This window comes from Bacteroides muris (ex Afrizal et al. 2022) (assembly GCF_004793475.1).
GTDB classification, from domain to species: Bacteria; Bacteroidota; Bacteroidia; order Bacteroidales; family Bacteroidaceae; genus Bacteroides; species Bacteroides muris.
In genome coordinates this window covers 1-22,249 of record NZ_SRYZ01000047.1, presented here as the reverse complement: position 1 = coordinate 22,249, position 22,249 = coordinate 1, and the positions used below count along the sequence as shown (strand labels likewise).

Here is a 22,249-nt window from a genome sequence, read left to right as displayed (position 1 = left end):
ACCGGGGTGTGTATTTCTTTTAATATCCTTCTTCATCGATGCCGGACCGGAGCAAGTGGAAGCCAGGTTATGATACCTTTTGCTTCCAGCATTGCTTTTGTCCTCGGTTCGGCGTGCTGACCTGTTAATACAATGTTTCAGAAAAGTGGCTCTCCACAGCGAAGGTGTTGGTGGAGTTTGAGCTGAAGCCTGAAGACATTGCAAAATTGAACCTCAAAAAGCGGATTGCTGATGTCTTGAAATAAGCGTACTCTTGGACTGATGCTGTTGGTGTTTTCATTTTTTCCCATTTTTTCTTCCTGGTCGTGTAACAAAATCCTTTCCTCCTACGTCTGAAGGGTATAAACAGAATCTACTATTGATAAATAGCCCATGGACGCTGAAAGTTTTAAAAAAGAGTTTCTGCCATATCATCGCAAGCTGTATTGCATAGCTTATAGGCTATTGGAGAATGCTGCCGACGCTGAAGATTTGGTGCAGGAAGCTTATCTGAAGTTGTGGGACAAGCGGGAAGGACTGGCCATAATCAGCAATCCGGAGGCATTCAGCGTTACTTTGGTGAAAAATATGTGCTTTGATTTGCTTCGCTCGGGAAAGTACACTTTGAGCAGGCAGAGTGTGGAGTTGGCCGAAGTGCATAATGTGTCTCAAGCAGATAACTTTGAAGTGCGGGACGAAGCGCAGCAGGTAAAGCACATCATTGCCCGTCTGCCGGTGCAACAGCAGAAGATAGTAACGTTGCGTGATGTCAAGGGATGCTCTTATGAAGAGATAGAGCAGGTCACCGGATTGAACGCCACCAATGTTCGTGTACTGTTGTCCCGGGCAAGAAAAAAGATACGTGAGGAATTTAATAAATGGAGTAACTATGAAAGTCGAGGAAATTGAAAGGCTGCTCGCCGAATTTTATGAAGGGAATACCAACGAGCAGGAAGAAGAGTTGTTGAAGGAAGCTTTCAGAACCGAAGAAGTGCCCGAGCACTTGCAGAAGGACAAGAAACTCTTTCTCAGCTTTTTTCCCGGGGAAGTGGTGGATAATGTTCCCACCGGATTGGAGGATAAACTGAGTCGGATGATTGATGAAAAGGCTGAAGAGGAACAACGTTTTTTCCACCGGAACAAGGCCAAACGTAATTGGCGCTGGATAGGAGGTATTGCTGCCACCATTCTGGTTCTTGTAGGTGTAGGTTATGGCATTACGAACATGGGAGAGGATATGCGTCCTCCTACACCTCAGGACACTTTCTCTGATCCGGAAGCTGCTTATAAGGCATTGCAGGCCACTTTAATCGAGGTGTCTGCGAATCTGAACAAGGGAATTGAACAGATAGAGGAAACGCGGATAGACGTAACGAAGGTGAACCAGGAAGTAAGAAAAGAAATTCAACGATAATCTGATATGAAAACAATGAAAATGATTTTGGCAGGTGTACTGCTGATGTTGCCTTTGCTTTGCCAGGCACAGAAGAACCTATTCAACAAGTATGGAGATATGAAAGGCGTGTCGTCCGTTTACATATCCAAGGCAATGATAGAAACGAATCCCAACTTGTTTACTAAAGATGTTTATATTGGGAAAGTGTCCGGACAGTTGAACTCTGTGCAGGTACTTTCTACAATGGATAATAATGTAAAGAAAGAAATGCGTAAGGATCTTCGTTCTTTGGTGCAGTCTTCCAGATATGAATTGCTGATGAAGCAGAAGGGAACAGTCTCCAGTTCTGAATTCTACATGAGCCGTAAAGGGGAAAAGGTGAAGGAGCTGATTATGATTGTAGATGGTGCAGCTACTCTGAAATTTGTTTATTTGGAAGGTGATATGACTTTGAAGGATATACAGAATATCATGATGTATCAGAATACCAGCTGGAATGGGAACAATGTGAATATACAGCTTCCGGATATAAACTGGGCTGAGATAGAGAAGCTGAAGAACCGCGATTGGCTTGGAGAATTGAAGCATTCGCAAGAACTGGCATTGAAAGGGCTGGAAAATGTAGCCAAGCTGAAAGACAACAAGTATCTGAAAGAACAAATGGATACCGATACATGGAAACGTTTTGAAAAAAGTATGGAGGCTTTGGAAGAACGTTTGGAAAAGATGGAATAGGAAGCGGTAACCTTTTAGGGAAACTTGCCAATAGAATGTTTTGTTTTTCTATTGGCAAGTTTTTTTGTTATTTGTCTTTTCTCAATTCTGCAAAGATAAGCCCTTCCAGCTCTTCTGCCAGTTCCGGATTGTCAAGGATGACCTGCTTGGCGGCGTCGCGTCCCTGGGCAATTTTCGTCTCGTTATAGCTGAACCATGAGCCGCTTTTCTTGATGATGCCAAGCTCTGCGCCCAAGTCAATGATTTCGCCTGCACGGGAGATACCTTCGCCGAACATGATGTCGAATTCCGCTCTACGGAAAGGAGGAGCTACCTTATTCTTCACAACTTTCACTTTAGTTTGCTTGCCGATTACTTCATCACCGTTCTTGATGGCTTGGCTTCCACGAATGTCAAGGCGTACGGAGGCATAGAACTTCAGTGCATTACCGCCGGTGGTTGTTTCGGGATTACCGAACATGACACCGATTTTTTCGCGCAACTGGTTGATGAAGATGCAGGTGGTGCGTGTTTTGCTGACAGCTGCCGTCAGTTTGCGCAAGGCTTGTGACATGAGTCGGGCTTGCAGACCCACTTTGTTGTCACCCATATCGCCTTCGATTTCAGCTTTCGGGGTCAAGGCAGCCACAGAGTCCACTACAATGATGTCAATAGCGGAAGAACGGATCAGCTGCTCTGCTATTTCCAGCGCTTGTTCACCGTTGTCCGGCTGTGATATCAGCAGATTGTCCACATCCACACCTAATTTTGCCGCGTAGAAGCGGTCGAAGGCATGTTCTGCATCAATGAATGCGGCAATGCCTCCTGTCTTTTGCGCTTCGGCAATGGCATGAATGGCAAGGGTTGTCTTACCGGAAGATTCGGGGCCGTAAATCTCGATGATACGTCCGCGGGGATATCCTCCTACGCCAAGAGCCACATTCAGGCCGATGGAACCTGTGGGAATAACCTCTACTTGTTCGACACTCTCGTCGCCCATTTTCATGATAGAGCCTTTACCAAAGCTCTTTTCTATCTTGTCCATGGCAGCCTGTAGGGCTTTCAGCTTTTCGCCCGATGCCAGATTGCTGCCATTTTCAAAATTCAGTTCGTCTTTTTTTGCCACGTTGTTAATGTTTAATGATTATAAAATTTGTGCCGCATGGTCTTTGGTCTTCACTTCTTTCGTAGTGATGATGCGTTCTACAATACCTTCTTCATTAATGATGAAAGTCGTGCGGAACGTTCCCATATATTTGCGGCCATACATGCTTTTTTCGCCCCATACTCCGAATTGTTCTACCAGATTCTTGTCGGTGTCTGCAATCAGGGTAAAAGGTAGATTGTTTTTCTCAATAAATTTCTGGTGTGACTTTTCGCTGTCCACACTGACGCCGATGACTTCATAGCCGGCTTTGCGTAGGTCGGCATAATTATCCCGCAGGTTGCAGGCTTGTGCCGTGCAGCCGGACGTCATGTCTTTGGGATAGAAGTAGAGTACAATCTTTTTTCCCTTATAGTCGCTCAAACGGATTTCTTCACCTTTTTCGTTGATGCCCAATACTTCGGGTGCTTTATCTCCTATATTCACTTTGTTAATGTTTAATGATTAATGTTTAATATCAAACTTCCAAGTCTCCGTCGATAATCTCATGCCAAGGCAGGCCTTGCTTGTTGAGCTGTTCCATAAACGGGTCCGGATTGAATTCCTCGACATTCCATACCCCCGGCTTTTTCCACAGTCCCTTGAGGAACATCATGGCACCAATCATGGCAGGTACACCGGTGGTATAGCTTACGCCCTGCATGCCGGTTTCCTTGTAGGCTTCCTGGTGGCTACAGTTGTTGTATACATAGTAGGTACGCTCTTTGCCATCCTTTAGTCCGCGGATGCGACAGCCAATGGATGTTTCACCTTCGTAGTTTTCGCCCAGGTCTTGCGGGTTGGGGAGGACGGCTTTCAGGAATTGCAGCGGAACAATTTTCATGCCGTTGTATTCCACTTCGTCTATGCGCGCCATACCAATGTTCTGGATAACGCGTAGGTGGGTTAGGTACTCTTGTCCAAACGTCATCCAGAAGCGTGCACGCTTGATGGTGGGGAAATTCTTCACCAGAGATTCCAGTTCTTCGTGATAAAGCAGATAGGAGTCGCGCAGACCGATGTTCGGATAAGTCAGGTCTTTGTGGATTTCCAGCGGCTTGGTTGTCACCCATTCTCCGTTTTCATAATAGCGACCGTTCTGTGTAATCTCACGGATGTTGATTTCCGGATTGAAGTTGGTGGCGAATGCTTTATGGTGATTTCCGGCATTGCAGTCTACGATGTCCAGGTACTGTATTTCGTCAAAATGATGTTTGGCGGCGTATGCAGTATATATGCCGCTTACTCCCGGGTCGAAACCGCAACCGAGGATGGCGGTCAGTCCGGCATCTTCAAAGCGTTTCTTGTAGGCCCATTGCCAACTGTATTCAAAGTGGGCAACATCTTTCGGCTCATAATTGGCGGTATCCAGATAGTTGACTCCACTTTGCAGACAGGCCTCCATGATGGTGAGGTCTTGGTAGGGGAGGGCTACGTTGATGACGATTTCGGGTTTGAAACTATTGAAGAGTGCTACCAGTTCGTCCACGTTGTCGGCGTCTACCTGGGCGGTTTTGATGTTCGGGTTACCGATTGCCTTGACAACAGCGTCACATTTGGACTTGGTGCGGCTGGCTATCATGATTTCTGTAAACACATCAGGATTTTGAGCCACTTTGTGCGCAACAACGGTACCTACACCGCCTGCACCGATAATAAGAACTTTACCCATTTCTTTGTACTATGTTATTATATTAGGTTTATAAAAAATACGGAGAGCAAATATAAGGGTTAATTCTTAGATAAACATTAAAATCCTGCTAAATACTTTGGGGTAAATGCTTCAAATATTAAACAAATTACTTGCATTTGGGTTATTTTCGTATATTTGTCCCTTGAATAAATTAACTTAAACAACGAAGAACAATGAAAAAAGTATTTGTTTCCCTATGCATGGCAAGCGCATTGATGGGCTTGTCTTCTTGTGCATCAACCAAAAATGCCGCTACTCTTTCTTCCATCAGCGGTGAGTGGAATATCATTGAAGTGAACGGTACTGCCGTAGTTCCTGCTCCGGGACAGGAATTTCCCTATATCGGTTTTGACACAAAGACCGGAAAAGTATTTGGCAACAGTGGTTGCAACCGTATGATGGGTTCGTTTGACGTGAATGCCAAGCCCGGTACGATTGAGCTCGGTGCTTTGGCAAGTACCCGTATGGCTTGTCCGGATATGACTGTGGAAAATAATGTATTGTCGGCTTTGAACAAAGTGAAAAAGTATAAGAAGCTGGGAAAGGAAAATATCGCTTTATGCGGTGCTTCCAATCGTCCCATAGTCGTGTTGCAGAAGAAAGAATCCGTTTCCAAGGTGTCTGATTTGGAAGGAAAGTGGATAATTAGTGAGGCTGCGGGCGAGGCCATTCCCGACGGAATGGAGAAGCAGCCGTTCATTGAGTTTAATATGGCAGAAAAGCGCTTGCACGGTAATGCGGGTTGCAATCTGATTAACGGCGCTTTCCAGGTTGACGATGAAAATCCGTCGGCAATCTCTTTCCCGCAAGTTATCAGTACCATGATGGCATGCCCTGATATGGAGGTGGAAGGCCGTGTGCTGAAAGCCTTGAATTCCGTTCAGTCTTTTGGCAAGCTGGCAGGCGGAGGCATCGGGCTGTACGATGCTGACAATAACCTGGTGATGGTGTTGGTGAAGAACTGACAAGATAGGTTGAAATAAAAAAGGCTCTTACAGAAATAATCTGCTAAGAGCCTTTTTTGCATCTTGACATAAAAAGGTCTTTTACTTTTTCTTTAATCCTGCGCGTATCCGGCTCAGGGATTGCGGAGTGATGTAGAGATAAGAAGCCAGATACTTGAGCGGTACATCCTGCAGCAGTTCCGGATTCTCTTCCATCAGCGTCATGTACCTTTCTTTGGCAGTGGGAGGGGTGCCGTAGGCTACTGTGGAACTGTCTACCGACAGAATTTCCCGCTCAAAGATTCTTCTGCCGAAGTTGGCCATGTCTATGGAATGCGAAAAAAGGGCTTCCAGCTCAGGCTTACTGATACAATAGGCGATGCTTTCATTCACCGATTCGATGTTGATGGGGGAAACTTCGCTGTCTACATATCCCCACGATGAGCAAGCTGTGTCGCCCGGTGCGGCAAACCAAAGGGAATTTTCCGTGCCGTCTGTCAGGTAGTAGGCGCGCCAGATGCCTTTCTTCAAAAGATAGAAGTTGCTGTTCCTTTCCCCTTCGCTGATAATGAGTTCTCTCTTGCCGAAACGGACTTCTGTCATGTGTGACAGAAGTTCGTGCAAAGTGCTTTCCGGTAGTTTATACTTCTTGCAGAATTTCTTTATCATAGTTTCCATACAGCAAAGATAGTGCAAACCGGAGACATGACTTTTATGCTTGCATGAAAAAGTTATGTCAGGGTACAGCCTGTCTTGTCTAAAGATACGGATTTTTCTTTATCTTCTCTTTTCCCGGATATGTAAATCACGAGGATAAAGAGGGTTGTCAGCATTTCTGCAAGAGGAGTGGCAAGCCAGATTCCCCGGTCTCCCAATAGTAGGGGCAGTCCGAAAAAGCAGGCTATCAGCAGGATAAAACCACGCAGCAGGGTGATAACTGTGGCATACTTGGCACGCTCCACACTCTGGAAATAGCCGATGGACACGATGTTGACGGCAAAGAACACGAAGCCGATGGCATACAGAGGCAATCCTTTGGCTGCTATGTCATAGGCCGGATAGCTGCGGTCTATGAACATACCGACAATTTCAGGGCTGCAGAATATTGTGGTCAGGGCAAAACATACACCGCAGCCTATGGCGGTTTTCAGTGCCAGCAAGTAGGCGCGGCGGACACGTTGGCTCTCGTTCAGGCCGTAGTTATAACTGATAATCGGCTGCGCCGACTGCGCAATGGCATTATATACCATAAATATAATAGGAAAGAAATAGCAGGCAATGCTGAATGCCGCCACTCCGTCTTCCTTCAGATAATGGATGAACACTTGGTTGCCTACAAACATCATGCTGGCAATCGCCACCTCGCACAAGAAGGCAGAAGAACCCAAGCGGCACATATAGCCAATGTTGCGACGCATCAGTTGCATGCTTTTCCGGCTCATCTTGACGGGGTGGAAGCGCAGTGCGCACCGGCGGCGCAGCAGATAGGATACTGTCATCAATGCGCCTACCGTAGTACCTATGGCACTTGCCAATGCGGCACCGAACATTCCCCAGCCCAAGGGGAAGATGAACAGATAATCCAATAGGATGTTCAGAACGGCAGCCACCACATTGCACATCATGGCAAAACTGGGCGAACCGTCCAGCCTCAAGAAAAACATACCCGAATTGAGCAATGCGGTGAACAGAGAGAACGGCACAAACCAAAGCATGTATTCCACAGCCAATGGCGTGAGCCGTTCAGACCCTCCGAGCAGCTTTACCACCTGCGGGGCAAATGAACAGAATAGGGTGGAGGTGCACATCAGTAACAAGGAAGATATGACTACCGACTGTGTGATATTGATACGTGCCACCTTGACCTTCCCGTGTGACAGATGAATGGAAGCTACCACAGAGGCGCCGACCCCAAACATAAGTCCTACACCCGTAGAGAACAACCATAGTGGTGACACAATATTGACGGCAGCCAAAGCATCACTGCCAATCCCTTTCCCTACGAAGATGCCGTCAGTGATAATGAATAGTGCGGAGAAAATCATCCCCAGTACAGTAGGGAGCAATAGTTTGCGGAACAATGTCTTGATGTCCGTGTTCTTGAAGTCGATGCTGTCTCTCATCTTTTCCATACCCATCTTGTTTATTTCTTTTATATGTGAAAACCAGTCATTCCCGTTGCTATGGTTAAGCAGAATGTTAACTAATCCTTAATCGTTCCACCATGGTGGAACGATATTTCCCTCGTGGTGGAACGATATTTTCACCACGGTGGAACAATTTTTCCTTCATGGAGGAACGATTAAAGGTATGCAAGGAAAAAGATTGATGTCGTTCATGTTTTATTATATCTGATTCGGGCGACAAAAGTAGAGCTTTTGAATGGAATGGAAATTAACAAATGGTAATTTCCGACAGAAAAAATGATTTTAATTCTGCCAAACTGACAGATAAACTGCCACAAGTATAAATCTACAGCTGCTCTGAACAATTTGGCACAACGTTTGTCTTTTTATTGGCGTCTGCCACTGAGGCGGACGTCGAAACAGAATAATAACAAATAAAAAAATAACGATCATGGGAAAAATTATTGGTATTGACTTAGGAACAACAAACTCTTGCGTTGCAGTATTCGAAGGTAACGAACCTGTAGTAATTGCAAACAGTGAAGGTAAGCGCACCACTCCTTCAGTGGTAGCATTTGTTGATGGTGGCGAACGTAAAATCGGTGATCCTGCCAAGCGTCAGGCTATCACAAACCCCACCCGTACGGTTTTCTCCATCAAACGTTTCATGGGCGAAAACTGGGACCAGGTGCAGAAAGAAATCGGCCGTATGCCCTATAAAGTAGTAAAGGGTGACAACAACACTCCGCGTGTGGACATTGACGGACGTCTTTATACTCCGCAGGAAATCTCTGCAATGATTCTGCAGAAGATGAAAAAGACTGCCGAGGACTATCTGGGACAAGAAGTGACAGAAGCCGTAATTACCGTCCCCGCATACTTCTCAGACTCCCAACGCCAGGCTACAAAGGAGGCCGGACAGATTGCAGGTCTTGAAGTGAAGCGTATTGTGAACGAGCCGACTGCCGCAGCTCTTGCTTACGGTATTGACAAGTCTCACAAGGACATGAAGGTTGCTGTATTTGACCTTGGTGGTGGTACATTCGATATCTCTATCCTCGAATTCGGTGGCGGTGTGTTCGAAGTATTGTCAACCAACGGTGATACTCACCTGGGTGGTGACGACTTCGACCAGGTAATCATCGACTGGTTGGTTCAGGAGTTCAAGAACGACGAAGGTGCCGACTTGACTCAAGACCCGATGGCTATGCAACGTCTGAAGGAAGCTGCCGAGAAGGCTAAGATAGAGCTGTCCTCTTCTACAAGCACTGAAATTAACTTGCCGTACATCATGCCCGTAGGCGGTGTGCCCAAGCACTTGGTGAAGACGTTGACCCGTGCCAAGTTCGAGGCTCTGGCTCACAACTTGATTCAAGCTTGTTTGGAACCTTGTAAGAAGGCTATGAGCGATGCTGGTCTGAACAATGCGGACATTGATGAAGTAATCCTCGTAGGTGGTTCTTCACGTATCCCGGCTGTACAGAAGTTGGTAGAAGACTTCTTCGGTAAAGTTCCTTCCAAGGGTGTGAATCCGGATGAGGTAGTAGCCGTAGGTGCTGCCGTGCAAGGTGCCGTTTTGACGGACGAAATCAAGGGCGTTGTGTTGCTGGATGTTACTCCGCTGTCTATGGGTATCGAGACTATGGGTGGTGTGATGACGAAGCTGATTGATGCCAACACTACCATCCCCTGCAAGAAGAGCGAAACATTCTCCACAGCTGCCGACAACCAAACGGAGGTTACCATCCATGTATTGCAGGGTGAGCGTCCGATGGCTGCACAGAACAAGTCAATCGGTCAGTTCAACCTGACAGGTATTGCTCCGGCACGTCGCGGTATTCCTCAGATTGAGGTGACATTCGATATCGACGCCAACGGTATCTTGAAGGTGTCTGCCAAAGATAAGGCTACCGGTAAGGAACAGGCTATCCGTATCGAAGCTTCCAGCGGTTTGAGCAAGGAAGAAATCGAAAAAATGAAAGCCGAAGCCGAAGCCAATGCCGAAGCCGACAAGAAAGAGCGTGAGAAAGTAGACAAGCTGAACCAGGCTGACTCTATGATTTTCCAAACAGAAAATCAGTTGAAGGAACTCGGCGACAAACTGCCTGCCGACAAGAAGGCTCCGATTGAAGCTGCTTTGCAGAAGCTGAAAGATGCCCATAAGGCTCAAGACCTGGCTACCGTAGACTCTGCCATGGCCGAACTGAATACGGCATTCCAGGCTGCCAGTGCTGAAATGTATGCCCAGAGCGGTGCTCAGGGTGGTGCACAAGCTGGTCCTGATATGAATGCAGGGCAACAAGGCGGTGCTCAGGATAATACAAAGCATGGCGATAATGTGCAGGATGCTGACTTTGAGGAAGTGAAATGATTCCGATAAGGAAACAGATAATAATCAATAAGCAAAAGCGTGCAGCTCAATGAGTTGCACGCTTTTTGCGTTTATGGGGGCATGGTTGCTATGATTCACCGATAAAATCATGTGGGCTTCTCAACAATTAGTATCTTTTCCCTAAAAAACTTTTATGACTAGTTACGATACTCTTTTAGTTCTTGCTCGCTTAATTCTTCCGGTTGAGCTATTGGATTGTTTTGACATTGTTGAAATAGAGAACGATGCTAAAATATTAACCATTCATTTAGATGAGCAGAATCTTCCTCCCTTGTCTCCTACGGTTCACTCTTTAGAGTCCAAAGGTTTTCTTCCTGCGGTGTATATCCGTGATTTTCCTATCCGTGACCGTAAGGTAACCTTATGTGTACGGCGGCGTAAATGGCTCGACAAGGAAACCGGTTCTATCATCTGTAACACTTTTGAGCTTACTGCCCAAGGAACGCGACATTCAAAAGAATTCGCGTCTTTTTTAAAAGGACTGCTTGGAGAAATACCCGATTACGGCCCGCTCTCTTGAACGTTATTATCATATTGACGGTGATCAGTTTGAGCGGCAATATAAAGAGTATTTAAGTGACTACCGCATGTGGAATCAATTGCCCCATGCTGAAAACTGGTTGCTGTTTCCTGAGAACCCGGGTCCGTACTTGAGTATTGATGAGACTTCCCTCTCCAATGGGGAGTTATATACTATAATCATCAATAGAGAGGCCCACGGCGGCAAAGGTGCTATCGTAGCTATTGTCAAGGGGACTAAAGCCGACGATGTCATTGCTGTGGTAGAACAAATCCCTGAGGAGGCGCTCCAGATGGTGCAGGAAGTCACTCTTCACTTGTCAGAAAGCATGCGCAAGATCGTTCGCAGATGCTTCACTTCAGCCATCCGTGTGATAGACCGCTTCCACATTCAAAAGTTAGCCTGTGATGCTGTACAAGAAATCAGAATCGGACATCGCTTGGAGGCTGTACAAGAAGAAACAGAGGCCAGACAGGAAGCGAAAGGATTAAAGAAGAAATATGTTTCTCCTACTTTTGAGAATGGTGACACACGTAAGGAGCTATTGGCGAGGGGCCGGTATCTGCTTTTCAAATCTGCTGAAAAATGGACTGAATCACAGAAACGCAGAGCTGCAATATTATTCAGAGAATATCCGGATATTAAACGGGCATATTCCCTTAGTCATTCCTTAAGGATGATTTTTAATAAACAATCGATAAAGGCAGGAGCAAGAACCAATTTGGCGAAGTGGTATCAGGAAGTAGAGCAATCTGGATTTGATTCGTTTAACACCATAGCAGCTACATTATATGACAGAAGCGAGGAAATATTAAACTTCTATATTCATAGGGCATCAAATGCGGCAGCAGAATCGTTTAACGCGAAAATAAAACAGTTCAGAGCACAACTTAGAGGAGTTATAGATATACCGTTTTTTCTTGTATAGACTAACTAAAATTTATGCATAACCCCACTAGAATTTACGGGTGACCCTGTATTCTGCGTAAAAAAGGGAGGTGGGTAGAAACTAAAAATCCCCGATAACTGTTGGTTATCAGGGATTTTCTTCGATTTTCATCTTTGATTGGTGATCCGCCTGGAGCTGCGGAATATCGTTGTAACTAAGTAGTATTCAGAATATTGCAATGCCGCACTATCCGTTGTTCACGAATTGCACACGGCACTATTTCAATGTTCTTCCCCATTGTTATAATGGGTTAGAACAAAGGTACTACATTTTCTTCAATCCACAATGCACCAGCGCGTTAAAAAAGGTCTTCATAGAGTTGCCCACTATCTAATCTTCGCATTTAAATAATTTAAGAACGAAGAGCAAGATACTAACATAAATAAGGCTTCTTCTCTAGAGGGGGTATATTTGCCTTCGTCATCCATTAATGCATGACGGATTCCAGTATCTGGTTGATTTGTATAGGCGTACAGTTTATCAAATGCGACTTTCAGCATTTTGGGCATTGTGATACCAAATGTTTCCAGTTTATTAAGTGCCTTTCCTAACGTGTCTTCACCTGTTTTTTCTCGGCAAAAGGCTTCAACGGCAGATATTGATTCTTTTATCGAATTACGAAAATCAGGAATAGGTCTTAGTGCATATAATTCTAACGCTTGTTTTAAGTGTATTTTTATCTTGTTAGATGTATTTTCTAACGCATTTTCTATTGCCCCTATTTCTTCTTTAGAGGTGATTTCAACAATTTCATTGTCAATTACACGATATGCAAAGTTAAACCGTTCAAATTCATAGTTTAGATTGAAAATAAAACTTTCTTTGATTTTACGATATGCAAAATTAGAAGAAGCACTTAAATATTTTAGAGTTTTTTCGATTAAATCTAATTTTAAAAACCATTTAGAATCGCCTTCTATGAATGATGTTGCAACCACATATCTTCCTCCCTTAGTATAAAAGGATTTTTCTCGTTTATTTAGAAAATCTGTCCATAAAAATTTCTCCAAATTTTCATAATGAGAATGTTCCATATTAAATGTACTTTTCTCATACTCATGAAATGCAGCTTCGAGTCTGTCAAAACAAGAGCATATTGCATTTTGTATTTCAGGCGATATTCGCTCACGAATAATCACCTCTGACGGTTTTATATAACCGTAACGCTCGGAGAATAATGCCATATAGATATTCTATTTTGAGTTTTATGTATTTTTATAAATATCAAGAATTACATTGGATGACCATAGTCGGACTATTTAAATAGTCTTGTAATTCTTTTAAAATTAATAGAGCTGTATTTATATTTTCTGGAATCTCTCTAGTGTCTACTCCTCCATGAACTAAATTGTTGCGCCATATCCTTAAACGGTTCAATTTATCTCGAAGCTCTTTATCTTGGATAAAACGAATAGCCTTTAGTGCTGAAAATTTAGAATTTTCATGCATAATTCCGTAAACATCTCGCAACCCACTTTCGATTTGTTTCCATACAAACATAAAACCTTCAAACGGATTTTGGCTAATATATTTCTCAGACTCATTTAAATCTGACATCTCTTCTTTTACTAAATTGCATATTTTTGCGATTATATCATCATGATTGTTTAAATCTGGGTACAACTCTTTTTTTGTCAAACCTCTTTCAATTAGATTCTCTTCAAATGATTCTGTGTTAGTGGTTGATTTCCAAAAAGAATCATTATTTGGTATTCTAAATTTACCAATAAGACGGCGTCTAAAATCTAACGTGATATTTTTCTTTTCTCTTTCATTTATTTCATCTTCACCAACCAAGAATCCTTCTTGATAATGTGGGCGAAGTGATCCTGATGGAGCAATGCTAATAAGTCTTATATTTGTAAGATAATGCTCTGAATTAATGGAGATTCTCCCAGTATTGTAGGGCAATCCAAAAGCGTAAATATATGAATACTCTTCATGGGAATCAAGGAATGCAAATGAGCAAGCGACTCTTAGGGATTGTGTGACATCCAATAGTGGAGTGTCTGTAACTTCATAATGTTGTAAGATACTCCATTGAAGGAGTCTCTTTTTTAATACAATATCAAGTTCTTTGCGTTCATTCGATTTTTTTGGTAGAGATTCTTTATAAGAACGAATTTTTTCTGCAAACAATTTGCAGGCGATTTCTAATTTAGTCCATTTTTCGTGTAGGTCTTCATCTGAGATATTTCCTCTATATATACTTGGAAAAAATGAAGATCCTCCTTTACGATATAAGTTATCCGTATAATCTCTTTTTTGACCTCTGAAAAAAAGAATAAAGTCAGAATTGGCACAAGCTAATTGAGCCATCTGCTTACGCAATTCAAAAAAAGAATCTATAAACACACCATCCGATTCAACTAAATTTTTTTCATTGATTTGATTGTGTTCGAAAATTGGCGTTAAATGAGGTTTTATTGAGCGCATAATCTGTATTAAAATTTAGCAATTGGGTCAAGTTTTACAATATGACCTTTCCAATCTACAATTTCCTGTTGGTCGTTGGTGATAACAAGGAGGTTGTCGCAGTGGAGTTCTTCGGATGCTTCGACGAGGGCGTCGAGTTCGCGTTTTCGAGTTTTCTCGGAGGTCATGTCGTAGCAGACTTGGATCAGTTGCTCGACCTTTGTGCCTTTGCGGGTAACGAAGTCTATCTCTTTGTCGTTGCGTGTGCGGTAATAGAACAGTGTCTGACCGGGAATATAACCACGACGCAGCAATTCGACAAACACTTGGTTCTCCAGCAGACGACCAAGATTTTCACTAAGATTGAATGCCGTGCTTTGCACAAAACCGTTGTCAACCACATACACCTTTTTAGGTGCTTTGGTCATCAATTTCAGTTTGTTGTTGAAGCGTGGCATGTAGAAGAACAGATACGGTTCTGCCAGATAGTCACAGAATTTTTTTGTAGTTGCGACGCTTGACAACCCAAGCTCTCCAGCAAGATCATTTGCAGAAATCGGATTGCAGAAGTTGGAGAGCAGGTAAGTGGCAAGATTATATAGGTCGGTGGTGTTCCTCACCTTATGGCGTTTGGCTACATCTTTCAGCAGGATGGAATCAAACAGCGAAGAAAGATAACTCTTGGTGATACTGCGCGCCGGGATTGTTTCCGGATAACCGCCGTTGCGCATATAGTCATCAGCAAGCGTTACAGCCTGCGCTGCTTGTTCTTCCAACTGCGGACTGACATTCTTCCATGTCATCGTTTCTTCAAGGCTGAACGGGAGCATCTCTATCTGGAGATAACGCCCTGTAAGGACGGTAGCCATTTCGCGACTCAGCATATTGGCATTGCTGCCAGTGATTACGAGGTTCTTGCCTCGTCGGTAGAGCTTGCTGACCCAAAGATCCCAGCCGGGAAGGTTCTGGACTTCATCAAGCAGCATGAAATCATAGCCGGGATATACATCATCAAGTGCCGACATCACCAAATCCTCATCCCACTTTTCAAGCAGTTGGCTGTCATCGAAATTGAGATAAGCGAAATTCCTGCTTTGCAGCATAAGCAGGGCAAAGACCGATTTGCCCACTCGGCGAGGCCCGGTTATAAGTTTGATAAGCGGATTTTGCAACAGTTCGTCGGCGTCATACCTTGTATGCCGTTGCTGATAAGGGCGCGACATAAGTTCGTCACGCTCCACCCGCTGATTGAGTATCGTTGTTTTCATCGCAATCTATTTTAGACTGCAAATATAGCTAATTTTATTCAGTTATATCTCTGTATTGAATAAAATAGGTGATATTTTATTCATTAAACTTCTGTCGATTGGCTATTTTAATATAACATCTTGTTTACCTCGATAGAGGCTCGGTGCATTAGAATCATCTCAGAGCATGGCGGCAATCTGTTTTTCCACAGCCGTGCGTATGAACGAGTTGATGGATACTCCAGCCTGTTTTGCGAGGTAAGCGACACGGGAGTGAATGTCGGGAGTAAGACGCACGTTCAAAGATCCGGAATAGCTTTTGTGAGGCTCTATTCCTTCTTCGGCGCAATATGCAAGGTAATCGTCAACTGCCTCATGAAAGGCGTTAGTGAGTTCCGCAACGCTCTCGCCCTCGAAATTTACAAGTCCGTCAATGCCTTCAATTTTACCGAAAAATACATTATCGGCTTCGCTGAATGCTACCGAGCCTATAAAATCCTTATATTTCAGTGTATTCATATCAGTCCTTCATTGTTAAGATAATCATAAACCTGTTTCATCACATATCCCTTGATAATATTGCCGGGATGGGGTTTGTGAAGCATTATGGGCTTCAAACTTTCTTTTGTTCCCATTCATTTTATTTTGGCACAAATACAACTATTTTTCAGTTGCAAAACAAGTCTGTGATACGGAAAGTTCGCGGCATTGACGATGAAAGGTGTGATAAATAATTAATAGATATAGGATACAACATGAATTGGATCAGATAAGGTACAAAAATAGCGTGCTAATCACGGTTCATAAGTGAAGGCTCTGGTAAACCCATGTAAGAGAACGTGACAGCACGCTATGCTTGCGCATAGCACAACTTTCACGCATTTGCTCTTACAAGTTCCAATGTACCAGATTTTCACTTAAACAAAATACGGTGTTATGTTATGATGTATGTTATAAACGATTGGCTCTCCAATCGCTACTATTTCAAAATCATTGCAAAGTTAGTGATTTTTGGTGAGCTGTCAAACCTCCGGCTCGCCCTTCTTACCGATGCCGTGTTTTTTACGCTGTTCTATCAGAGCACGTTCCGATATTCCGAGCAGCATCGCTGCCGCTGTCCAAGAGCCACTGCGACGGTACGCCTCAATGATTTTCTCCTTGTCTTTTTGCGGCTTGCGCAGAACAAGGCTGTCATCGGCATCCGGCTCCGACTGGCTGAAATTGAGGTCGGCTGCCGATATTACATCGGTTTTTGAATGGAAGGCGGCATAGAGGACGGTATCTTTCAGTTCCCTTACGTTGCCGGGCCACGGGTGTAATTTCAACGCTTTGACTGCCGAGGCATCGAGTTTTTTCCTGTGCTGTTCTCTGCTGTGGGCATAACGTGTCAGGAAATAGTCTGACAACGGCACGATGTCTTCGGTCACCTCCCGTAATGGTGGCACTGTGATGTCAACCGGTCGTAGAATGTAGAACAGATTTGGGCGGAACGTCTTTTCAGACACCATACGACGCAGGTCGGGGTCTGCTGTGCATATAACCCTCACATTCGGATGCTCGTTTTCAAGTATATGCAGAAGCACCGATTGTTTCTCGAAGGTCAGCAACTGCACGTTCTTGATTATGATCGTACCGCCGTCAGCCTTCTTGAAGTATCCTTCCATACGGTTAAGCACTTCGCTGCGCAGATTTGCAGGGTCATGGTTGCCCACAAGTGCCGCGCCGCCGGCTTCTATGACGGTGCATGGCTTTTGTGACCGTGAACTTAGCCTGTAAATCTCTTTTGCAATCTGCTCTTTTCCAGAGCCGCATTCGCCGAAAATGACGGCATTGACGTCCGTCGCGGCAATATTTCTTATTGCCCTTTCAATCCCGGCAAATGCCTCACTTTTGCGTGGTATAAGCTCGTCAGGAAGCAACAGCATTGTTCTGCCAGGTCTTGCATACCTGCCCACTGTTTCGACAAGCTGCTTGTCCATTGCCGGACGCTGAATGATGTTGACGGCACCGCCATCTTTCATCACATCGGCAATATCCAATGGGTTGAGATTGTCCACTATGGCGATTACGGGGAATCCGTATCCCTCTGTCTTCTGCCAGTTGATTAACTCCTGCGCTGTGCCACGGACGAATTTCATCGCCGCGACAACAACAGCACCCGGTGGCAGTTTTGCCACCGCTTTCTTTGCTGCGTCAAAGTCCTCCGCCGTTATAGGGTCATAGCCGGCTTTCGTGAGCAAGCCAGCCATAATCCGACTATCGGAAGATGACGCATCAACAATTAGAACTTTGTTCATAGCGTTGTTCTTGGTTAATAATATGATTTATGATTCTTATTTTGCCAATCTCCATCGACAATGATTGCCGATAGACTAATTTTTTGTAGCTATAAGATTACTGAGGTCGGAACAATATTACCTGTCTATCACTTAATCTTGCTTTATTGCGCGTTTCAGATACGCCTGTGTTTTATGGCAATAAACCAAACATTTCAAACAAGTAACACAGTCGTAAACATTTACGATATCATCCCTTGAAACATTTATGTCCCAACACACGCCATTCAATACTCTTTGTGGACATACATCCTTGCATATATTGCATTTACCGCACTGCGGCGATTTAATATGGCGTTTTACTATTGATAATGGGGCATTTGTCAAGACTGTGCCAAGACATTGTGCTGCACCATATTCAGTCGTGATAAACAGATTGTTTTTACCGATATAGCCAATACCACTAAGTACCGCAATAGTCTTATGTGGCAAAACGGATGTTTTTGTTGTGAAATCAAATGTGTTCTCGACTAATAGGGCATTATCTGACTGTGACAATGCTATATAACCTTTTCTTATAAGCCAACTTGCAAGTTTGTCCGAGATTAATCCTACTCTTTGTTCAGTCTGAGCATACTCATCGTTAATTGTATGCACATAATTGGGGTCTCCATGCACAGTTTTGATAAATTGCGGATTAATAACCAATCCTACAAGTATGGCATACGGAAGACCCCGGTTTTGTCGTACATTTAGCATGGATATATCCACGAAATGAACGAAATCGGCATTTTCGTTTCTCAGCAGTTGTTCTATTTCCCAATTCAAGACATTCATTAATTTTTTTGCATAATTGGGATATAAATATCCGTTCTCAACTCCGAAAGAGGAGTCTTTTCTGGCGTATTGAGATAAGTTTCAAATGTATAAGGCTCTCGTAACGTATATCCACTTGTTGGCAACCAATCAAGATATATGTAACGGTACACCCTGTTCAGTTCATGATATAATCCCTTGAACTGAAACACTGCATATTCTCCGGCTTCTATTTCATAAACAGAAAATCCATTGGGGATGTCAAATGATTTTGGAACGGTTATACCCACCATGAAACGGGTTTGTTCTTCCGAAGATATTAGCGGACAATCCAATGTAAGGCTTATATATTTACAACTACATGAGTGTAAACCGCAATTTTCAGCAAGACGCAGAACCTGTTTCCACAATACCGAAAAATCATGATTTAGATGCTCTGTCCATTCCAGTTTCAAACAGGCAATACGAACGGAAGCGACTTTTTCAATGCAAGGAACAATTTGCACAGGATACATCCCTTCCGGGTTAGCATTGGAGTTCTGTTTGCGAAATTCGGGTATGGTACATTTGAAATAATTCTTGAACGCTCTTGAAAGTGTATGCTTGTTTTGATAGTTTATCTGGCACAGTAATTCTGAAACACTTATATTGGTGGATATTAACTTGAACGCGATATATTCCAATCTTAACCGTTGAATATACAGTCCGATATTCTCACCACATACAGCTTTGAAAACACGACGAAAATGGTATTTTGAAATACCAGCCGTTTGTGATAGCACATCCAAACTAAGGTCATCAAACAAATGTCTGTTTATGTATTCTTGTACCCTAATAATAAGTTCGTATAGTATGTGGGCTGTATTGATTTTTTGTTTCCATCTTTTTATTTGTGGAAGTCGCCTTGACATTACTTCTCTAATCTCCAACGAAGTATAATATATGCCTACTTCTTTATAATATTCTTCGGGGAAAAGCCCCCAAAGATAAATCAGATAGTCCATCGAGAAATCATACCCCTTGACACCATGCTTCAAACAATAGTCGCAATATTCCACATTCACATCTTCCCCAAGATTATTGTAGTCAATATCCAAGGGTATTCCGCACGTTTGGCAGTATTTGGTCTTTTTATCTGGAATCATTGTCATTTCTATTATTAATGGCAAAGTTACTCAATATATTACGAAATCAGTTACCATAAATAGCCATCTTTTAATATGCTTTCTTCGAAAACCACTTTCTTATTAAATTTTGAGATTTAATATAGTTGAGCGGGCAGATTGGAATATAGTCAATCTGCCCGCGTGGGTTCAAGACCCTAAATGATGATATGTTAAGTGCATTGTAGAAAACCGATATGGATATCTTGATTCGGCCACAAGAGAAGGTTTGTCTTCCTGTTGCTCTGTGGATTGCGGTGGTGTGATGTTGGCGGATTGTTGATGTGGAGCGGTAGGTTTGGTTTCCTCGCCATTGGTATTATTGGCAATCGTTTCATGGTTGGCTCCCATGCGGTCGCCCGGCACTTCGTGGGTGGGAGCAAGGTCGGCGGTGATTTTGCGGTCGAGGGCGGCAAGTTGGGATTTGAGGGCTTTCAAAGCCTTTTCTTGATTATTGCCTCGTATCGCTCGAAGTGTTCTGCCAGCACGTTGTTGACAAACGATTTGATTGAACACGGCGAATCATTCTCGTAGGAGATGATACGTTTGATTTTCTGAATGAAGTCGGGATTGATTTCGACCATCAGAAAACGCAGTTTCGGACGCAGATATGCGGTGTTCGCTATGTATTTCTGCCGATACTCGCTTTCGGCATTAACCGGGGTAACCGATGTGGTCTTGTTTGCAGGAGCGGGCTTTGGCGGTTCTGTTTTCCTTTCAGTCGGTTGTGCCTTGACCTCCGACTGCGGATTTTCAGATGTTTTTTCCTCTGTGGATTTCTTTTTCATTGAAGATATTCCGGACGGATCATCACGGAACGAGCGGATGAATTCATCTGGGTCGATATCGGACTCATATACTTTGGCCATAGTGCATTGTTTAAGGGTTGATGGTTGGATAAGGACATAGCGGTAGCCGTCAGCGTATATTCTGACACGGATAGACCGGGCTTCTATCGACAGAACGCATTGCCGGCATCGTCTAATGCTTGGTATAGGGTACAGCTTTCTCCGTCGCTTATGGGCGACCTTCCTCCGCTGTCGGGAGGGCATCGGCTAATCAAGCCGGGGTTGGATATCGTCGTGTCATAGTCATAATTCTTTAATTGTTTTGGGATTAAGTGGTAGTTCTCTATCTATATATCTATGGCTGTATAGCCATGAAGTTACTATAGATAGTAAGTATATTATTCCTTATGCACTTTGGTTATTCCTTTGGATAGATGACCATTAAGGATAATACAAATGTCGTAATGCAAGCAGTTCTATTATAAATACTAAGGATTGAACTCTGCAAAAGGATATGGTATATTCCTTTATCATATTTATCCATTAGAATTTCCAATGTACTCCGGTAAGATCTATAAACATTACTGCGGTTCGTTGGATAGTTCCTTAATAGTGTCTGTAATTTGAACTCCTTGAAGGCAGTAGTATCCGTCAATCTCTATATAAAGATACAAAAAAATTTTCAAAAAGTTTCATGGTATTTTTTACAGCTAATTCAATCATGTCCAAGTATGTCCGGCTATGTCCACGTTTTTCCCCATTTTTCCCCGGATTTCCCGAAAATCGGGCTGATTTTTTAACATTTCCGGGGCAAAGTTTTTTCTTGTTGCCAGTAATTGGCTCTCCAACCCCGGCATAAAGCATCGGATTTTCGCTCATATTTTTTCTCGTCGTTTGTAATTGCCGAGAAATTTCCGTAACTTTATATAAGCAACGAGGGGCTGAACACCCTCCGCAGGCATGAAATAAGGCGTTGTTGTACTATAATAGTACAACCTTATGGCAAACCGGGCTGTCATGACGGGCATAATTCCTTATTTCATAATAGGTAAGATGTACGTCGGTACATAGCAAGGTGTCTTTTGGGTTCCCCAAAAGGTTTCGGGTAACTCAGGTTCCCACGAAACAACCTTGCTATGTGGAGGCTGTCCTCCAAAGTCGGACATCCCAATTCCAAACCTGCGGTTGGCAGAGGCTCCGCGATGCACCACCACTTTAATCCACACTTTTATGACAAATCTATTTTGTAAAGGCGGGCGACCGCCGGTTGCCAACAAGTGCAGCCACCATGTCAAAGTCAGCTTTGACGATCTCGAATGGGATGAACTCACCAGAATGATGGAGAAAGCCAACGCGACCGTAAAGGCCACTTTCATCAAGCAGCTCATCTTTGGCAAGCCATTCAAGGTGCTTGTCGCCGACAAATCTCTTGCGGTTTACTGCGCAAAGCTTTCGGAGTTTTTCGCCCAATACCGCACAATCGGGGTAAATTACGACCTTACAGTCAGAACCCTCAGGGAGAATTTCACCGAGAAAAAAGCGATGACACATCTCTACAAGTTGGAGAAAGCCACTATTGAGATGATAGGTGTCATGTCGCAGGTGATGTCGTTGTCGGAAAAATTCGAGCAGCAATGGTCGCTAAAATCTCGATAGGCTCATCGCTCTACGGGGCGTTGTCATACAA

The 22,249-nt window shown here is 43.7% G+C and carries 23 protein-coding genes and 2 pseudogenes; 10 read left to right on the top strand and 15 right to left on the bottom strand.

Features of this window, described 5'->3' with window-relative positions:
- Positions 1–149: 149 nt before the first annotated feature.
- The 4 genes and pseudogenes from E5355_RS20255 to E5355_RS15590 form a co-directional block, all read left to right on the top strand.
- A pseudogene (locus E5355_RS20255) lies at positions 150–245 on the top strand (XRE family transcriptional regulator); the annotation flags it as partial.
- Positions 246–372: 127 nt separating this feature from the next.
- On the top strand, positions 373–888 hold the full coding sequence (locus tag E5355_RS15600; RefSeq protein ID WP_136011069.1) for an RNA polymerase sigma factor: 516 nt from the start codon (positions 373–375) through the stop codon (positions 886–888).
- Complete coding sequence (locus tag E5355_RS15595) at positions 869–1,393, top strand: hypothetical protein (protein ID WP_136011068.1); 525 nt, start codon at positions 869–871, stop codon at positions 1,391–1,393. The genes E5355_RS15600 and E5355_RS15595 overlap by 20 nt, the downstream gene beginning before the upstream one ends.
- A 6-nt stretch (positions 1,394–1,399) precedes the next feature.
- A complete protein-coding gene (locus E5355_RS15590) occupies positions 1,400–2,110 on the top strand; it encodes a DUF4252 domain-containing protein (protein ID WP_005832692.1) in 711 nt (236 codons plus the stop codon).
- Positions 2,111–2,177: 67 nt separating this feature from the next.
- Here the strand turns inward: E5355_RS15590 and recA are convergent, their stop codons facing one another.
- The 3 genes from recA to E5355_RS15575 are packed head-to-tail and all read right to left on the bottom strand — an operon-like array spanning position 2,178 to position 4,905.
- Positions 2,178–3,215, bottom strand: a complete 1,038-nt coding sequence (recA, locus tag E5355_RS15585) for a recombinase RecA (protein WP_136011067.1) — start codon at positions 3,213–3,215, stop codon at positions 2,178–2,180.
- 18 nt (positions 3,216–3,233) lie between these two features.
- On the bottom strand, positions 3,234–3,680 hold the full coding sequence (gene bcp / locus E5355_RS15580) for a thioredoxin-dependent thiol peroxidase (RefSeq protein WP_016272823.1): 447 nt from the start codon (positions 3,678–3,680) through the stop codon (positions 3,234–3,236).
- Positions 3,681–3,711: 31 nt separating this feature from the next.
- Positions 3,712–4,905 carry a saccharopine dehydrogenase family protein gene (locus E5355_RS15575; RefSeq protein ID WP_136011066.1) on the bottom strand — a complete coding sequence of 398 codons (1,194 nt, stop codon included), beginning with the start codon at positions 4,903–4,905 and terminating at the stop codon, positions 3,712–3,714.
- Positions 4,906–5,099: 194 nt separating this feature from the next.
- Between E5355_RS15575 and E5355_RS15570 the strand changes: the two genes are divergently transcribed.
- Complete coding sequence (locus tag E5355_RS15570; RefSeq protein WP_136011065.1) at positions 5,100–5,891, top strand: META domain-containing protein; 792 nt, start codon at positions 5,100–5,102, stop codon at positions 5,889–5,891.
- A gap of 81 nt (positions 5,892–5,972) precedes the next feature.
- Here E5355_RS15570 and E5355_RS15565 read toward each other — a convergent pair whose 3' ends face one another.
- Together E5355_RS15565 and E5355_RS15560 are read right to left on the bottom strand one after the other, a co-directional pair.
- Positions 5,973–6,548, bottom strand: coding sequence for a Crp/Fnr family transcriptional regulator (locus E5355_RS15565; RefSeq protein WP_136011064.1), 576 nt, complete (start codon positions 6,546–6,548; stop codon positions 5,973–5,975).
- A gap of 53 nt (positions 6,549–6,601) precedes the next feature.
- Positions 6,602–8,002, bottom strand: a complete 1,401-nt coding sequence (locus tag E5355_RS15560) for an MATE family efflux transporter (RefSeq protein ID WP_136011063.1) — start codon at positions 8,000–8,002, stop codon at positions 6,602–6,604.
- Positions 8,003–8,447: 445 nt separating this feature from the next.
- Here E5355_RS15560 and dnaK point away from each other — a divergent pair, with 445 nt between their 5' ends.
- From dnaK to E5355_RS15545, 3 genes and pseudogenes are all read left to right on the top strand, one after another.
- Entirely contained in the window at positions 8,448–10,367 is a 1,920-nt protein-coding gene (gene dnaK / locus E5355_RS15555) for a molecular chaperone DnaK (RefSeq protein ID WP_005831748.1), read from the top strand.
- Positions 10,368–10,521: 154 nt separating this feature from the next.
- Positions 10,522–10,908: a transposase gene (locus E5355_RS15550; protein WP_136011062.1), complete on the top strand. Its 387-nt coding sequence runs from the start codon at positions 10,522–10,524 to the stop codon at positions 10,906–10,908.
- Positions 10,874–11,858: pseudogene (locus tag E5355_RS15545) on the top strand (ISL3 family transposase). The gene E5355_RS15550 and the pseudogene E5355_RS15545 overlap by 35 nt, the downstream one beginning before the upstream one ends.
- 325 nt (positions 11,859–12,183) lie before the next feature.
- Here the strand turns inward: E5355_RS15545 and E5355_RS15540 are convergent.
- The 9 genes from E5355_RS15540 to E5355_RS15495 form a co-directional block, all read right to left on the bottom strand.
- Entirely contained in the window at positions 12,184–13,041 is an 858-nt protein-coding gene (locus E5355_RS15540; RefSeq protein WP_136011061.1) for an AbiJ-NTD4 domain-containing protein, read from the bottom strand.
- A gap of 40 nt (positions 13,042–13,081) precedes the next feature.
- Positions 13,082–14,293 carry an FRG domain-containing protein gene (locus tag E5355_RS15535; RefSeq protein WP_136011060.1) on the bottom strand — a complete coding sequence of 404 codons (1,212 nt, stop codon included), beginning with the start codon at positions 14,291–14,293 and terminating at the stop codon, positions 13,082–13,084.
- Positions 14,294–14,301: 8 nt separating this feature from the next.
- Positions 14,302–15,540: an ATP-binding protein gene (locus E5355_RS15530; protein WP_136011059.1), complete on the bottom strand. Its 1,239-nt coding sequence runs from the start codon at positions 15,538–15,540 to the stop codon at positions 14,302–14,304.
- A 159-nt stretch (positions 15,541–15,699) separates the two neighbouring features.
- A complete protein-coding gene (locus E5355_RS15525; RefSeq protein WP_135993392.1) occupies positions 15,700–16,038 on the bottom strand; it encodes a type II toxin-antitoxin system HicB family antitoxin in 339 nt (112 codons plus the stop codon).
- A gap of 503 nt (positions 16,039–16,541) precedes the next feature.
- A complete protein-coding gene (locus E5355_RS15515; protein ID WP_136011058.1) occupies positions 16,542–17,816 on the bottom strand; it encodes a sigma-54-dependent transcriptional regulator in 1,275 nt (424 codons plus the stop codon).
- Between the two features lie 132 nt (positions 17,817–17,948).
- Entirely contained in the window at positions 17,949–18,632 is a 684-nt protein-coding gene (locus tag E5355_RS15510) for a 4Fe-4S dicluster domain-containing protein (protein ID WP_136011057.1), read from the bottom strand.
- Positions 18,632–19,756, bottom strand: coding sequence for a GyrI-like domain-containing protein (locus E5355_RS15505; protein WP_136011056.1), 1,125 nt, complete (start codon positions 19,754–19,756; stop codon positions 18,632–18,634). Before E5355_RS15505 ends, E5355_RS15510 begins: the two co-directional genes overlap by 1 nt.
- Before the next feature lie 168 nt (positions 19,757–19,924).
- The gene (locus tag E5355_RS15500; protein WP_136011055.1) at positions 19,925–20,212 is read right to left on the bottom strand and encodes a hypothetical protein; all 288 of its coding nucleotides are present in this window, start codon (positions 20,210–20,212) and stop codon (positions 19,925–19,927) included.
- On the bottom strand, positions 20,209–20,643 hold the full coding sequence (locus tag E5355_RS15495; RefSeq protein ID WP_168354355.1) for a DUF3408 domain-containing protein: 435 nt from the start codon (positions 20,641–20,643) through the stop codon (positions 20,209–20,211). The genes E5355_RS15500 and E5355_RS15495 overlap by 4 nt, the downstream gene beginning before the upstream one ends.
- A 24-nt stretch (positions 20,644–20,667) precedes the next feature.
- On the opposite strand from E5355_RS15495, the gene E5355_RS19530 reads away from it, so the two are divergent.
- Positions 20,668–20,865 (top strand): hypothetical protein, encoded by a 198-nt coding sequence (locus E5355_RS19530; protein ID WP_168354354.1) that lies wholly within the window; start codon positions 20,668–20,670, stop codon positions 20,863–20,865.
- Positions 20,866–21,213: 348 nt separating this feature from the next.
- Here the strand turns inward: E5355_RS19530 and E5355_RS15490 are convergent, their stop codons facing one another.
- Positions 21,214–21,441, bottom strand: a complete 228-nt coding sequence (locus E5355_RS15490; RefSeq protein WP_136011053.1) for a hypothetical protein — start codon at positions 21,439–21,441, stop codon at positions 21,214–21,216.
- A 351-nt stretch (positions 21,442–21,792) separates the two neighbouring features.
- On the opposite strand from E5355_RS15490, the gene mobA reads away from it, so the two are divergent.
- Complete coding sequence (gene mobA, locus E5355_RS15485) at positions 21,793–22,218, top strand: conjugal transfer protein MobA (RefSeq protein WP_123400224.1); 426 nt, start codon at positions 21,793–21,795, stop codon at positions 22,216–22,218.
- Positions 22,219–22,249: the final 31 nt, after the last annotated feature.